This is a genomic window from Pseudomonas sp. SC11, from assembly GCF_047039205.1.
GTDB lineage: Bacteria > Pseudomonadota > Gammaproteobacteria > Pseudomonadales > Pseudomonadaceae > Aquipseudomonas > Aquipseudomonas boreofloridensis.
Window position 1 is genome coordinate 3,896,692 of record NZ_CP178183.1, and the last position, 14,517, is coordinate 3,911,208.

The following is a 14,517-nucleotide window of genomic DNA, read 5'->3' on the forward strand; positions in this document are numbered from 1 at the left end:
GAACGATGCGCAACGCAAACAAGATCGGAGCCGCAAAGCGGCCCCGATCGATGCTCACCGAGCAGTTTCAAGGTATCAATTGAGCGCTGGCTTATCGCCATTGATTGGGATGCGCTTGGCCTTGGCTTCTTCCGGCACGACACGCAGGAGGTCGATGCTCAGCAGCCCGTTGGCCAGGTCGGCGGCCTTGACCTCGATGTGATCGGCCAGACGGAACGACAGCTTGAACGCGCGCTGGGCAATGCCTTGATGCAGATAGGTCACCTCGGTGGCGGCCTTGTCACGCTTGCCACCCGAGACCGTCAGTACACCCTTCTCGACCTGAAGATCAAGGTCCTGCTCCTGAAGGCCGGCGGCGGCAATAACGATGCGGTACTGGTCATCACCATGCTTTTCAACGTTGTAGGGCGGATAGCTGCTACCAGCCTCGTTACGTGCCGCAGACTCGAACAAGTCATTGAAACGGTCGAAGCCAACGGAGTGGCGGAACAGCGGTGCGAGGGAGAAAGCGGTAGTCATAGTCATTAACTCCTGAGATTCAGCAAGTAAGTCACTTCGCGACCCGACTTCGGCATCGCGTACTCAAGAGATAAGGTCTTCAACAACGGTTTCAAGGGACATCGGCAAAAAAATCGTGTGCCCTTCAGGCAACATCCAATTCAACGCCTTGCCCGGTGAGTACTCCAACGCCCAGCAACTGACTGATCCGCTGGCAGTCGTCTTCACGGCGCAATTGGGCGAACAGTGCCACGGCCTCTGGATAGCTGCGAGTCAACATGGCCAGCCACTGCTTCATCCGTCCTGGCGCATAGCGCGGCGACAGCTTGGCCTGGGCCTGACGCCAGAATTCGCGCAACAGCGGCAACAGTTCGCACCAGGCCAAAGGTCGGTAGTCGCGCCCCTCGTGTGCTGCTGCGATCTGCAGTGCCAAGTCGGGCCGAGACACCAGACCACGCCCCAACATGATGTGTTCGGCACCGCTGACCTCGCGGCAGCGCCGCCAGTCCTGGACCGTCCAGATTTCGCCGTTGGCGAACACCGGTACCTGAACCACGTCCTGCACCCGCGCCACCCATTCCCAATGGGCTGGCGGCTTGTAACCTTCGACCTTGGTTCGCGCATGCACCACCAGGTGCGCTGCCCCGCCTTCGGCCAGCGCCGTACCGCACTCCAGCGCACCGTCCGGACTGTCGAAGCCCAGACGCATCTTGGCGGTCACAGGGATATGCGCAGGTACGGCGCGGCGAACTTCATGGACAATGGCGTGCAGCAGTTCAGGCTCCTTGAGCAGCACGGCGCCACCGCGGGATTTATTGACGGTCTTGGCCGGACAACCGAAGTTCAGGTCGATAACCGGCGCACCCAGCTCGCAAGCCAACGCGGCATTCTCTGCCAGACATATGGGGTCCGAGCCCAGCAACTGCACACGCATGGGCACACCTGCCGCTGTTTGAGCCCCATGGCGCAGCTCAGGCGCCAACTTGTCGAATGACGAGGGCGGCAGCAGGCGATCGCAGACGCGGATGAACTCGGTGACACACCAGTCGATGCCACCGACACGGGTCAGCACGTCGCGCAGGATGTTGTCGACCAGACCCTCCATGGGGGCCAGGGCAATTTGCATGTTGGGGTCTCGAGAAAAAGCGGGAGTCTAGCAAAAAGACGGGACGATCAGGCACCGAGTAATGCCGGACCATAGCCTTCGATGAACTCGGCAGGCATGCGCCGAGGCCTGCCGCTGGACAGCTCGATGCAGGCGAAGGTGGTCTGCGCACGAAGCAGCGTGACGCCGTCGCTTGGACGCCTGAGCTGGAAACGACGAGTCATGCGCAGACGCTGGTCCCATTCGACGATCCACGTGCCTAGTTGCAGCTCGTCGTCCTCATAGCCGGCCGCCAGATAGTCGATTTCATGACGAACAACGGCCATGGCCCGGTCCAGCCGACGGTATTCGGCCAAGTCCAGGCCCAGGCGCTGCGAATGACGCCAGGCACACCGCTCCAGCCACGTCACGTAAACCGCATTGTTGGCGTGGCCAAGGCCGTCGATGTCTTCGCTGCCGACCCGAAGGTCGATGATGAACGGCGCTGCCAGATCCCAGCTCATGCCTGCTCCCCAATGAGTGAAGAGGCAGAGTGTAACCAATGCCGAGAAGTAGAAAAACAAAAGGCCCATTCAATAATCGAATGAGCCTTTGAAGTCCCGCAAAACGCGGGTAAAAGTGGCGTCCCCTAGGGGACTCGAACCCCTGTTACCGCCGTGAAAGGGCGGTGTCCTAGGCCACTAGACGAAGGGGACGTGAAACCTTCGTGCAGACTCGTTTTCACGAATCCTGGCAGATTTGGTGGAGCTAAGCGGGATCGAACCGCTGACCTCCTGCATGCCATGCAGGCGCTCTCCCAGCTGAGCTATAGCCCCGAAACAAAACAAAAAGCCCATCCAACAACCGAATGAGCCTTTCAACCCCGCAATACGCGGGAAGAAGTGGCGTCCCCTAGGGGACTCGAACCCCTGTTACCGCCGTGAAAGGGCGGTGTCCTAGGCCACTAGACGAAGGGGACGTTGACCTTCGTGCCGGCCCGTTTTCACGAGCCGCGGCAAAATTGGTGGAGCTAAGCGGGATCGAACCGCTGACCTCCTGCATGCCATGCAGGCGCTCTCCCAGCTGAGCTATAGCCCCAGATTTCTAGCCTCGCGGCCCAGCGACCCTTGCAGCATCGCTTGTGTGAAACTGGCGTCCCCTAGGGGACTCGAACCCCTGTTACCGCCGTGAAAGGGCGGTGTCCTAGGCCACTAGACGAAGGGGACGAACCTTCTTGCCTTCAAGACCGTGTACTAGACCCGATCTTGCTTCATGTTACTGGACATGAAGCGGAATGTGGTGGAGCTAAGCGGGATCGAACCGCTGACCTCCTGCATGCCATGCAGGCGCTCTCCCAGCTGAGCTATAGCCCCACAATGTCGCAGTGAACCGAAGCATCGACTGGGCGCCGAATGTTTCGTTCTCGTTCATCGCTGTGGACGGGGCGCATATTAAGAGTGGATTGCAGGGCTGTCAAACGAATTCGTGAAAAAACTCAAAATTTTTTTCACAGATAACAATCACTTACCGCCCTGCCCTGGCGGCCCACGAAGGGCTGCCCACGGCAGTGAAGGCTTGCTCCACCGCCGCCGCCCAGGCGATGACCATTCACAAACGATCAGGCGATACTGGCGAGGAGCTTTTCCCACTCCTTGTTTTCTTTCTTGGACACGCCCCCCAGCAACTCCAGCGCCTGCCGCAAGCGATAGCGCGTGAGGTCAGGGCCAAGAATCTCCATGGCATCAAGCACCGACACCGAACTGGCCTGACCGGAAATCGAAGCGAACATCAGCGGCATGGCGTCACGCAACTTCAAGCCAAGCGCGTCGACTACTGCCTGGATACAGCCAGTGATGCGCTCTTTTTCCCACTGACGCAAACTTTCGAGTTTCCACAAGATCAACTGCATCACCTGGCGGACCTGCTCAGGCGTCAGCTTCTTGTGCTCGAACAGCTTGGCATCGAGCTTGAGCGCACCTTCAAAGAAGAAACCGGCCAACGGCGCAATCTGACTGAACGTTTCCACCCGACCTTGAACGTGCGGGGCGATTTTCATCATGTAGTCGGAGTTGAACGCCCACTGTCGCACACGCGTAGCGAAGTCTTCGACCGGCAGATCACGCAGCCACTGGCCATTGAGCCAGGACAGCTTCTCGATATCGAAGATCGGTCCACCCAGCGAGATGCGCGACAGATCGAAGTGCTCGACCATTTCCGCCAGGGAGAACTTCTCGCGCTCGTCGGGCATCGACCAACCCATGCGCCCCAGGTAGTTGAGCATCGCCTCGGGCATGAAGCCCATGCGCTCGTAGAAGGTGACGGAGGTCGGATTCTTGCGCTTGGACAGCTTGGATTTGTCTGGATTACGCAGCAGCGGCATGTAACACAGCTTGGGCTGTTCCCAACCGAAATACTCGTAGAGTTTGATCAGCTTCGGCGCCGAAGGCAGCCATTCCTCACCGCGCAAGACGTGGGTGATCCCCATCAGGTGATCATCGACCACATTGGCCAGGAAGTAGGTGGGCAGACCGTCGTTCTTCATCAGCACCTGCATGTCCATGCGGTCCCACGGAATCTCGACATCGCCACGCAGCATGTCCGGCACCACGCAGATACCTTCGCTGGGCACCTTCATGCGGATCACATGAGGCTCGCCTGCCGCCAGACGGCGCTGGACCTCCTCATCACTGAGCTTGAGCGCACGCCCGTCATAGCGGGGCGTCTCGCCGCGGGCCATCTGTTCGGCGCGCATCTGATCCAGCTCTTGCGCCGTGCAGAAGCAATAGAAAGCGTGACCGGCATCGACCAATTCCTTGGCATAGCGCGCGTAGATTTCGCCACGCTCGCTCTGCCGATATGGGCCATGCGGACCACCGACATCCGGACCTTCGTTCCACTCGATTCCCAGCCAGCGCAGGGCATCGAAGATCTGCTGCTCGGACTCACGGGTCGAACGCAACTGATCGGTGTCTTCGATACGCAGAATGAATTCGCCGCCGTGCTGCTTGGCGAAGCAGTAGTTGAACAGAGCGATGTAGGCGGTGCCGACATGGGGGTCGCCGGTAGGCGATGGCGCGATGCGCGTGCGAACGGTGGTCATGGACAGTCTCGGACGAAGGATGAAACAAAGACGGAATGTTAGCAGGGAGCAGGCTGCGGGCTCCAGCAAAGGCGCTTGCAACATCGGATCGGACGCGCTCGCGCGCAGGGCCCGTACGCCAGGTGAGCGATTGAGCGATCAGTGACTCAACTGCTGATCAAGCGTGCACGCAGCTGTCCAATCTCGTCGCGCAACTGTGCGGCGGCTTCGAATTCGAGGTCGCGCGCCATCTGGAACATCTTCTCTTCCAACACCTTGATGCGCTTGGTGATTTCGCCAGGCGCCTTGAGTTCGGCCTCGTAACGCGCAGCCTCCTCCGCCGCCTTGGCCATTCCTTTGCGCTTCTTGCTGCGCGCGCCCGGTACCGTGGCGCCCTCAAGGATGTCAGTGATGTCTTTGACCACACCCTTGGGCACGATGCCGTTGGCTTCGTTGAAGGCCACCTGCTTTGTACGGCGCCGCTCGGTCTCGTCGATCGCCCGCTGCATGGATCCGGTGATCTGATCGGCGTACAGGATGGCCTTGCCGTTCAGGTTTCGCGCCGCACGGCCAATGGTCTGGATGAGTGAACGCTCGGAGCGCAGGAAGCCCTCCTTGTCGGCGTCGAGGATCGCCACCAGCGATACCTCGGGCATGTCCAGACCTTCGCGCAGCAGGTTGATGCCCACCAGCACATCGAAGGTTCCAAGACGCAGATCGCGGATGATTTCAACGCGTTCCACGGTGTCGATGTCCGAGTGCAGATAGCGAACGCGCACGCCGTGATCGGCCAGATAGTCACTCAGGTCTTCGGCCATGCGCTTGGTCAAGGTCGTGGCGAGCACTCGCTCACCTGCTGCCACACGCTTGCCGATCTCGGACAACAGATCATCGACCTGAGTCAAGGCCGGCCGAATCTCGACCTCGGGGTCGACCAGGCCGGTCGGGCGCACCACCTGCTCGACCACTCGGCCGGCGTGCGCCTCTTCGTAGGGCCCGGGTGTCGCAGAAACGAATATGGTCTGCGGGCTGACCGACTCCCACTCGTCGAAACGCATAGGTCGGTTGTCCAGCGCGGAAGGCAGCCGAAAACCGTACTCCACCAGGGTTTCCTTGCGCGAACGGTCGCCTTTGTACATGGCCCCGACCTGGGGCACGCTAACGTGGGATTCGTCGATGACCAACAGGGCATCGGCCGGCAGATAGTCATAAAGCGTGGGCGGGGGAGCCCCCGATGGGCGACCGGACAGGTAGCGGGAGTAGTTCTCGATACCGTTGCAATAGCCCAGTTCGAGAATCATCTCCAGGTCGAAGCGAGTGCGCTGTTCGAGGCGCTGTGACTCCACCAGCTTGTTGGCCTTGTTCAGATACTCCAGGCGCTCGCCGAGCTCCTGCTTGATACCATCGACCGCGTCGAGCAACGTTTCCCGAGGGGTCACATAATGGCTCTTGGGATAGAACGTGAAACGCGGCAGCTTGCGAATGACCTCGCCGGTGAGCGGATCGAAAGCGGCGATGTTCTCCACCTCGTCATCGAACAGCTCGATGCGAATGGCTTCGAGGTCCGATTCAGCCGGGAAAATGTCGATCACATCACCCCGGACACGGAACGTCGCACGGGCAAAATCCATCTCGTTGCGGGTGTACTGCAGGTCAGCCAGCCGGCGTAGCAACGCGCGCTGATCGAGCTTGTCGCCGCGGTCGATGTGCAGCACCATCTTCAGGTAGGTTTCCGGGCTGCCCAGACCATAGATGCAGGACACCGTGGTTACGATGATCGCGTCGCGTCGCTCGAGCAGGGCCTTGGTCGCCGACAGACGCATCTGTTCGATGTGGTCGTTGATCGACGCATCTTTCTCGATGAAGGTGTCCGAAGACGGCACATAGGCTTCGGGCTGGTAGTAGTCGTAATAAGAAACGAAGTATTCGACCGCGTTGTTCGGGAAAAACGCCTTGAACTCACCATACAGCTGGGCTGCCAACGTTTTATTGGGCGCCAGGACCATGGTTGGACGCTGCACCTGCTGGATGACGTTGGCGATGCTGAAGGTTTTGCCAGAGCCGGTGACGCCGAGCAGCGTCTGGTGCGATAGCCCCGCCTCCAGCCCCTCGACCATCAGACGAATGGCCTCGGGCTGATCACCGGCCGGCTGGAAGCGCGTGACGAGCTGGAACTCGGACATGAAGGACCTCGTGGAAATCGCGGCAACTGTAAATTTAGCCAGTAGTCTATACGCAAAAACGCGCATCGGGCGAATCTGCCCGTCCCTACATGTGAACACTCATTGCAGTGGACCGGGCAATTGACCCAAGGGTCGAAAAATATTTGCGCCAACTGTGGCAAAAACCTGCGCCAGACTGTCGCGGTCACCCAGCGGTATCTCTATACTGACTCCCCGTTTGCACCGCTTCAGTGCACTGGGCTGGAGCGTGCATTTCCCATCACTCTCCACTTCAGAGCCAAGGTAACAATGAGCCTGTTTTCCGCTGTCGAGCTGGCACCCCGCGATCCCATTCTGGGCCTCAACGAAGCCTTCAATGCCGACCCACGCACCGACAAGGTGAATCTGGGCGTTGGTGTTTACTGCAACGAGGAAGGTCGCATCCCGCTACTGCGTGCGGTGATCGAGGCTGAAACCCAGCGTGCAGCCCAACGGGCCTCGCGCGGCTACCTGCCGATCGACGGTATCGCCAGCTACGACCAAGCCGTGCAGAAGCTGCTGTTCGGTGCAGAATCCCCGTTACTCGCTGCCGGCCGCGTGGTCACCGTACAGGCCGTCGGCGGTACCGGCGCCCTGAAGATCGGCGCCGACTTCCTCAAGCGTCTGTCGCCCACCGCCACCGTCGCCATCAGCGATCCGAGCTGGGAAAACCACCGCGCCCTGTTCGAGTCGGCCGGTTTTGCTGTGCAGAACTACCGCTACTACGACGCTGCGAATAACGACGTCAATCGCGTCGGCATGCTCGAAGACCTGAACAGCCTGCCCTCGGGCTCGATCATCGTCCTGCACGCCTGCTGCCATAACCCAACGGGTGTCGACCTGTCGCTCGACGACTGGAAGAACGTGCTGGAAGTGGTCAAAGCCAAAAACCATATCCCGTTCCTCGACATGGCCTACCAGGGCTTCGGCGACGGCATCGCCGAAGACGCGCTCGCGGTGCGTCTTTTCGCCGAATCGGGTCTGGACTTCTTCGTCTCCAGTTCGTTCTCCAAATCGTTCTCGCTGTACGGCGAGCGTGTAGGCGCCCTGTCGATCGTCACCGGCTCCAAGGACGAAAGCACCCGCGTGCTGTCGCAGGTCAAGCGTGTGATCCGCACCACCTACTCCAACCCACCGACCCATGGCGCTACCATCGTCGCCACCGTACTCAACAACGCCGAACTGCGGCAGATGTGGGAAACCGAGCTAGGTGAGATGCGCGAACGCATCCATGGCATGCGCAAGCAGATGGTCGAATTGCTGGCCCAGTATGGCGCCAAGCGCGACTTCAGCTTTGTCGGCCGTCAGGTCGGGATGTTCTCCTACTCCGGATTGACCGTCGAGCAAGTGGCACGTCTGAAGAACGAGTTCGGCATCTATGCGCTGGACACCGGACGCATCGCTGTGGCCGCGCTGAATCAGAGCAACATCCACGTGGTGACCAAAGCTATCGTCGAGGTGCTGTAAGCGCTTGATTTGCCAAGGGGCGGGTTGACTTCCCCTTGGCATTCATTAAGATACGCTCAGATTCCGCGATAGCTCAGTCGGTAGAGCAAATGACTGTTAATCATTGGGTCCCTGGTTCGAGTCCAGGTCGCGGAGCCACACATTGAAAACCTCCAGATGCGCAAGCACTGGAGGTTTTTCGTTTTCGGGCGCACGCTTTCTCTCTGCAGCCCCGACTCAGTCGGCTCGCCCCAACGGGTAGAACTGACCGTGACTCCACACGCCAAGCCAAGACTGGCCCTCTATCATCCGCGGCACTGCAAGGTCCACCAATTGGTAGAACACGTTGCGGTGGATCAGTGCCTCCAGGTTGCTGCGCATCAGCAGATAAGGCGCTGGCTCGCCCGTGTCAGCGCAGGTGTGCACCCGCAAAGGATGTTCTGGTCCGGCTTCGGCTTGGTCGTCGACATTGCTGATAAAACGCAATACCTGACCCTCGCCTTCACCCTCGACCTGCATCGAGACAGCCACGAACGGCGCGTCGTCGACACGAATGCCGACCTTCTCGACCGGCGTCACCAGGAAGTAATCGTCCCCATCACGCCGCAGGATGGTGGAAAACAGCCGAACCATGGGCTTGCGCCCGATGGGGGTACCCAAGTAGTACCACGTACCGTCACGGGCGATGCGCATGTCGATATCGCCGCAGAAATCAGGGTTCCAGAGATGCACGGGCGGCAGCCCTTTGTCCTTGGGAATTTGCCCGAGGATGTCACTGGCCTTGCCCTCACCCGTCATCGCGTACTCCTTAACGACTCATCCCAAGAAGACTGCGAGCGTACTCGCGCATCGGCTCAGCGAGCAAATCCTGGGGCGTATTGTCGTGGAACGTCAACAAACCGCCGCGACTCTTGATCCGCGCAGTGTCGATCAGATATCGAGTGCTGGTTTCGATCAGCATCATCTGCACGACGCCAGTGTCCCAGCCAAGACGATCTACAGCCTGCTCGTCGTACCATTCGTCACCGTTGCCGATACGATCATCCGTACGGGCGAACCGGGTGTAGAGCACATAATGGGCGCCGACCGAACGAGCTTCGGCAATGGCTTCTTCCAGGCCCAGGGGAGCCTTCGCGCGACGTACCAGCGGAAAGTACTCGACAAAGCTCTTGAACGCCTCTTCAGCGACGGCGTTCTGTCTGGGTACCGGGCCTTTACCCGGCGGAACGAATGCGCCTTGGCCAATGAAGATGAAAGAGTCAGGCTGCAGACGGACCGACAGGGTGCGCGTCGTGTCACTGTGGTCGAGCAGACCCGCATCGCTCAACTGGTAGCGCACCCCCTCCCCCATGTCGCTGACTTTCATGCAGCCGCCCAACGCCATCAGCGCCAGCAGCAAGACCAGGCTACGCATCTTTCCTCCAGTGACCGGTGACGAAAAACCGGCGAATAGCCGCGTGATGCAGCTTTTACGCCAGTTCGCTGATCACTGCCCCGGTTGAACGACTTGCGCATGCATTCATCACAACCCGCCGGGAACAGGGTGATTAGGTGGCGGGGTCCGGATCACGCTTGCGCTTGTTGCCCATGCGTACACCGATATCCATCAAGAACTGGAAGAAACCCTCTTGGTCTTCCAGCACGTTGCTCCAGAACGGCGAGTGATACAGGGCGACCGCCCCGTGCACCAGCGCCCAGGCTGCACAGTAATGGAAATACGGAGGAACGTCCTCGAGCTTGCCCTCGCTGATCCGTCCCTTGATCAACTGGGTAAGACGCTCGAAATTCGAGGCACGGATGCTGTGCAACTGCTCGACCATCTCCGGCACCTGATTGCCCTTGACCACTTTCTCTTCAAGCCGGTCGAACAAACGGTAGCGCTGGGGATCACGCATGCGGAACTCGAAATAGGCGCGCGACAGGGCTTCCTTGTCGCGGTCGACATCGCTCGAATGCAGCAGCGCATTCAGATCGCGCTCGTAGTCGAGCATCAAGCGCAGATAAATTTCTGCCTTGGATTTGAAGTGCTTGTAGATCGTGCCTTTGCCGATGCCGACCGCGTCGGCAATCATCTCGACGGTGACGCTGTCTTCACCCTGTTCGAGAAACAGCTTGAGCGCCGTGTCGAGGATCTCTTGTTCGCGACGGCGAAACTCACGGACCTTACGAGGTTCTTTCTGCATAGGAAGGACTGGGATGACAATCGAAGCGGATTATTATGCCTAAGTGCTGCCAAATTGCACGGTTCTTCCGCTGACGTGAGTGTTTCATCGTGAGTGTGCGTGCGGTGGGTACTGAAAACGGCAGTTCTGCCCTCGACTCATGCGGTCGAGGCATTTCGCATCGACTACGTATGCCAAATCTGTTTAAAAAACCATCAATCGACGCTGGCACAGCGCCAAGACTGACCAATACTAGATGTGTCGATGCTGAGCTTCCCCCCAAGCGAAGCATTGATGAAGGCACCTAGGGACCGCGTGCCTGTGTATTACTCCTAATGGTCTTGACCCGGATTCCTCCCCCAGAAGCCGGGTTTTTTTTGCCGTTTGCAGCGATCGATCAATCGCTCGCTGCAAACCTTGATCAGGCGACGCGTGCCAGCGGGAACAGTCGTTTGAAGTTGGCGGTGGTCTGATCGGCCAACTGGGTGTAGCTCACCCCGCGTAACGACGCTACGTACTCGGCAACCTCACGCACGTATTGCGGGAGGTTGGGCTTGCCGCGATAAGGAATCGGCGCCAGGTAAGGCGAGTCGGTTTCGACCAGCAAGCGGTCGTGCGGAACCTGGCGCGCCACCTCGCGCAAGGCATCGGCGTTGCGGAAGGTGACGATCCCGGAAAGTGAGATGTAATAGCCCAGGTCCAGTGCCGCCCGCGCCATGTCCCAGTCTTCGGTAAAGCAATGCAACACGCCGGCCTGTGGCAGGTTGGCCTCGCGCAGTAACGCGAGGGTGTCGGCCCGCGCGGCACGGGTATGCACGATCACCGGCTTGCCGGTCTGTCGCGACGCTTCCAGATGCAGGCGGAACGACGCCTGCTGAAGTGTCGCAGCTTCGGGCTCGTAGTGGTAATCCAGACCCGTTTCGCCGATTGCGACCACATGAGGGTGAGCCAGCTCGCTCAGGAGCCATTCGAGCGCCGGCGTCTCGCCCGGCGCCAGATCGAGCGGATGCACGCCAACCGAGCAGTCGACATCGCCATACTGCTCGCTCAGGGCTTTGACTGCTCCAGCATTCTCGGCGCTCACGCCAATGCATAGAAAATGCCCGACCCCGCGCTGGCGAGCCGCCTGCAAGGCAGCGTCGAGCGAACCTGCGTGGGCGCTCAGGTCAAGACGGTCTAGGTGGCAATGGGAATCTACAAGCATGGGATTGGCACATATCTGAAAAAAGCGGTGGAAGAATCAGCGCGCACCCGGCAACTGCAGCCAATGGGCAAGCAGCGCTTCGAGCAGCAGCACACGGTTGAGGTTGGCCTTGCCCATGACTTTCTGACGCTGCTCCAGAATCCAGGCCTGCATCTCCAGCACGCGACTCTGACGACTTTTCTGCGCCAGGTACTGCAGCACTTTACGCATGTCGGCCAAGCCCAGCCCATCCTCGTCCTGGGTCAGTTGATAGCGCAGTATCAGGTGCGACCAGTCGCAGAACCAGTCGAACAGCAACAGCAGCGGCACTGTATTCCAGGCTTCGGCCAATTGCGTAGGTGACTGCTGTTGCTTGAGCAGTTTCTTGATGCCCTCGGTGACCAATGCGCGTTGCTCACGTACACCCTGGGCTTGCAAGCTCAGCGCCATCAATGGCGAGCCGGCAGCCAGGCTCAGCAACTCATCACGTTCGCTCTGGTCGACGTCCGGCAATGCCGCAGCCAACCAGTCCTGGCTCTGCGCAGGCGTAGGTTGCGGGCACGCAATCTGCTGACAGCGACTCTTGATGGTCGGCAGCAGGCGACTGGGCTGATGGCTCACCAGCAGCAGCACCGTGTCGCCCGAGGGCTCCTCCAGGCTCTTGAGCAACGCATTCGAGGCATTGACGTTCATCGCCTCGACCGGCTCGATCAGCACCACCTTGCGTCCGCCTTGCTGGGCGGTCTGAACCACAAAAGCAACCAGATCACGCACCTGATCGACCTTGATCGGCTTGTCGGCCTCTTCCGGCTCGAGCACAAAGTTGTCGGGATGGCTGCCAGCCTTGAGCAGCAGGCAGGATTTACACTGGCCGCACGCTTGCGAAGCGTGCGGTTTCTGGCACAGCAGCAGCGCCATCAGCCCCTCAGCCAAGGCGCGCTTGCCGATACCCTGTGGCCCATGGAACAGGTAGGCATGGGCATGCTGCCGACGCCCGGCCACCTGCTGCCAGAGCGCCTGTTGCCAGGGAAACACCTCAGCCACGGCTGCGCTCCAGAATGTCGGGCAGCAACGTGTCGATGGCTTGCTGCACCGCAGCCAGTGGCTGCGCCGCATTCAGTAGATGGTAGCGTTGGGGGGCCGCAGCAGCGCGTTGCAGGTAGGCCTGACGCACCGCCTCGAAGAACGCTTGGCCCTCCTGCTCGAAGCGATCCAGACGCCCACGAGCCGCTGCGCGGGCAAGGCCGACCTCTACGGGCAGGTCGAAGACCAGCGTCAGGTCGGGACGCAACTGGCCCTGAACGAAGTGTTCCAGCGTGGCGATGCGCTCGATGGGCAGACCGCGACCGCCGCCCTGGTATGCGTAAGTGGCGTCGGTGAAACGATCGCACAGCACCACAGCACCACGCGCCAGAGCAGGACGAATGACCATGGCCAGATGCTGAGCGCGGGCGGCGAACATCAGCAACAGCTCGGTATCGACCGCCATCGTTTCATCGCTAGGGTCCAGCAGCAACTCGCGAATGCGTTCGGCCAGCGGCGTGCCGCCGGGTTCGCGAGTCATCACGACATCTATGCCGTGCTCGCGCAGGCGCTGCGCCAGATACTCACGATTGGTGCTTTTGCCCGCGCCTTCGGGGCCTTCCAAGGTGATGAACAGACCGCTCACAGGCATTCCTTGATGTGCTTAGTGGGTTGCCGGCGCATCGCCCGACACGGAGGATTCGGAAGTTTCGCCCGGAGCACTGTCCGGCACCTCGCTCGAGGGTGACGGGCTGCTGGCAGGAAGCTCGGCGTCCTGGGCCTGCGGCGACGCTCCGGCCGGCGCACGCGGCGCGGGGCTGGAGCGGTAGTCGGCCCGGCGCTTGAGCTGATACTCACGGACTGCGGAGTTGTGATCGTTCAGATCGTCGGAGAACACATGACTGCCATCGCCACGGGCAACGAAGTACAGGCTGGTGCCCGCAGATGGATTCAACGCAGCATGAATCGCCTCGCGTCCGACCATGGCGATCGGCGTCGGCGGCAGTCCGGTATTGGTGTAGGTGTTGTAGGGCGTTGGCGTACGCAGGTCGGCACGGGTGATCTTGCCGTTATAGCGTTCACCCATTCCGTAAATCACTGTCGGATCGGTCTGCAGCATCATGTTCAGGCGCAGCCGACGCACGAATACGCCAGCGATCTGCCCACGCTCCTGGGCAATGCCGGTTTCCTTCTCCACCAGAGAGGCCATGATCAGGGCTTGATACGGGTCGCTGTAGGGCAGATCACCGGCGCGTTGCGCCCATTCCTTGGCCAGCACCTCATCCAGGCGCAGATAGGCCTGCTGCAACAGCTCGACATCGCTCATCCCGCGCACGAAGCGATAGGTATCGGGAAAGAATCGACCTTCGGGAAAAACACCCTCGTGACCGAGCCTCTCCATCACTTCGCTGTCAGACAAGCCCTCGAGGGTATGCTTGATCTTGTCATGCTTGGCCAGCGCGGCACGCAACTGCCGGAAAGTCCAGCCCTCGACGAGCGTCAGGTTGTACTGCACCACGTCGCCACGGCGCCAGGCGTCGATCAGGCCTTCCACCGTCATCCCCGGTGTCAGGCGGTATTCGCCAGTGTGCAGAGCGGTGCCAGCCATATTGAAGCGCCAGTACAGGCGCAGCCACAGCGCATCGTCGATCAAGCCCTCGCTCTGCATGCGATAGAACATACGGTTGGGGTTGGTGCCGGTGGGCACGTCGATCAGTCGCTCCTCAGCGATGTGCAGCGGTTGCTGCAAGGCCGAATGAACCTTCCAGGCCGACCAGCCCAGCGCCAGACCAGCGAGTACCAGGCCCATCTCCAGCAGCAGCAGGAATTTACGTCTCACG

General features: G+C 60.2%; 13 protein-coding genes and 7 tRNA genes. 2 read left to right on the top strand and 18 right to left on the bottom strand.

Annotation, left to right across the window (positions count from 1 at the left end; translation table 11 throughout):
• Positions 1 to 75: 75 nt before the first annotated feature.
• From ACK2SD_RS17310 to uvrB, 11 genes are all read right to left on the bottom strand, one after another.
• On the bottom strand, positions 76 to 519 hold the full coding sequence (locus ACK2SD_RS17310; protein ID WP_029614178.1) for an Hsp20 family protein: 444 nt from the start codon (positions 517 to 519) through the stop codon (positions 76 to 78).
• Positions 520 to 643: 124 nt separating this feature from the next.
• On the bottom strand, positions 644 to 1,624 hold the full coding sequence (locus ACK2SD_RS17315) for a tRNA dihydrouridine synthase (protein ID WP_412460434.1): 981 nt from the start codon (positions 1,622 to 1,624) through the stop codon (positions 644 to 646).
• A gap of 47 nt (positions 1,625 to 1,671) precedes the next feature.
• Positions 1,672 to 2,106, bottom strand: a complete 435-nt coding sequence (locus ACK2SD_RS17320) for an acyl-CoA thioesterase (RefSeq protein ID WP_039576325.1) — start codon at positions 2,104 to 2,106, stop codon at positions 1,672 to 1,674.
• Between the two features lie 116 nt (positions 2,107 to 2,222).
• A tRNA-Glu gene (locus tag ACK2SD_RS17325) sits at positions 2,223 to 2,298 on the bottom strand.
• Positions 2,299 to 2,342: 44 nt separating this feature from the next.
• A tRNA-Ala gene (locus ACK2SD_RS17330) sits at positions 2,343 to 2,418 on the bottom strand.
• Between the two features lie 67 nt (positions 2,419 to 2,485).
• A tRNA-Glu gene (locus ACK2SD_RS17335) sits at positions 2,486 to 2,561 on the bottom strand.
• 43 nt (positions 2,562 to 2,604) lie between these two features.
• Positions 2,605 to 2,680, bottom strand: a tRNA-Ala gene (locus ACK2SD_RS17340).
• Between the two features lie 52 nt (positions 2,681 to 2,732).
• Positions 2,733 to 2,808: transfer RNA gene (locus tag ACK2SD_RS17345), tRNA-Glu, on the bottom strand.
• A gap of 71 nt (positions 2,809 to 2,879) precedes the next feature.
• Positions 2,880 to 2,955, bottom strand: a tRNA-Ala gene (locus ACK2SD_RS17350).
• A 245-nt stretch (positions 2,956 to 3,200) separates the two neighbouring features.
• Positions 3,201 to 4,682 (bottom strand): glutamate--tRNA ligase, encoded by a 1,482-nt coding sequence (gene gltX / locus ACK2SD_RS17355; RefSeq protein ID WP_342649347.1) that lies wholly within the window; start codon positions 4,680 to 4,682, stop codon positions 3,201 to 3,203.
• A gap of 146 nt (positions 4,683 to 4,828) precedes the next feature.
• Positions 4,829 to 6,844, bottom strand: a complete 2,016-nt coding sequence (uvrB, locus tag ACK2SD_RS17360) for an excinuclease ABC subunit UvrB (RefSeq protein WP_412460435.1) — start codon at positions 6,842 to 6,844, stop codon at positions 4,829 to 4,831.
• A 288-nt stretch (positions 6,845 to 7,132) separates the two neighbouring features.
• Here uvrB and ACK2SD_RS17365 point away from each other — a divergent pair, with 288 nt between their 5' ends.
• On the top strand, positions 7,133 to 8,329 hold the full coding sequence (locus tag ACK2SD_RS17365; RefSeq protein WP_116887827.1) for an amino acid aminotransferase: 1,197 nt from the start codon (positions 7,133 to 7,135) through the stop codon (positions 8,327 to 8,329).
• Positions 8,330 to 8,391: 62 nt separating this feature from the next.
• Positions 8,392 to 8,467, top strand: a tRNA-Asn gene (locus ACK2SD_RS17370).
• Between the two features lie 78 nt (positions 8,468 to 8,545).
• Here ACK2SD_RS17370 and ACK2SD_RS17375 read toward each other — a convergent pair.
• The 7 genes from ACK2SD_RS17375 to mltG form a co-directional block, all read right to left on the bottom strand.
• The gene (locus tag ACK2SD_RS17375) at positions 8,546 to 9,106 is read right to left on the bottom strand and encodes a DUF1285 domain-containing protein (RefSeq protein WP_039576318.1); all 561 of its coding nucleotides are present in this window, start codon (positions 9,104 to 9,106) and stop codon (positions 8,546 to 8,548) included.
• Positions 9,107 to 9,116: 10 nt separating this feature from the next.
• Entirely contained in the window at positions 9,117 to 9,722 is a 606-nt protein-coding gene (locus ACK2SD_RS17380) for a DUF4823 domain-containing protein (RefSeq protein ID WP_295483526.1), read from the bottom strand.
• A gap of 133 nt (positions 9,723 to 9,855) precedes the next feature.
• Positions 9,856 to 10,491, bottom strand: a complete 636-nt coding sequence (locus ACK2SD_RS17385) for a TetR/AcrR family transcriptional regulator (RefSeq protein ID WP_029612997.1) — start codon at positions 10,489 to 10,491, stop codon at positions 9,856 to 9,858.
• A gap of 400 nt (positions 10,492 to 10,891) precedes the next feature.
• Entirely contained in the window at positions 10,892 to 11,674 is a 783-nt protein-coding gene (locus ACK2SD_RS17390; protein ID WP_412460436.1) for a TatD family hydrolase, read from the bottom strand.
• 36 nt (positions 11,675 to 11,710) lie between these two features.
• Positions 11,711 to 12,697 carry a DNA polymerase III subunit delta' gene (locus tag ACK2SD_RS17395; RefSeq protein WP_412460437.1) on the bottom strand — a complete coding sequence of 329 codons (987 nt, stop codon included), beginning with the start codon at positions 12,695 to 12,697 and terminating at the stop codon, positions 11,711 to 11,713.
• Positions 12,690 to 13,322, bottom strand: coding sequence for a dTMP kinase (gene tmk / locus ACK2SD_RS17400; protein ID WP_412460438.1), 633 nt, complete (start codon positions 13,320 to 13,322; stop codon positions 12,690 to 12,692). The genes ACK2SD_RS17395 and tmk overlap by 8 nt, the downstream gene beginning before the upstream one ends.
• An 18-nt stretch (positions 13,323 to 13,340) precedes the next feature.
• Positions 13,341 to 14,516 carry an endolytic transglycosylase MltG gene (gene mltG / locus ACK2SD_RS17405; protein ID WP_412460439.1) on the bottom strand — a complete coding sequence of 392 codons (1,176 nt, stop codon included), beginning with the start codon at positions 14,514 to 14,516 and terminating at the stop codon, positions 13,341 to 13,343.
• Position 14,517: the final 1 nt, after the last annotated feature.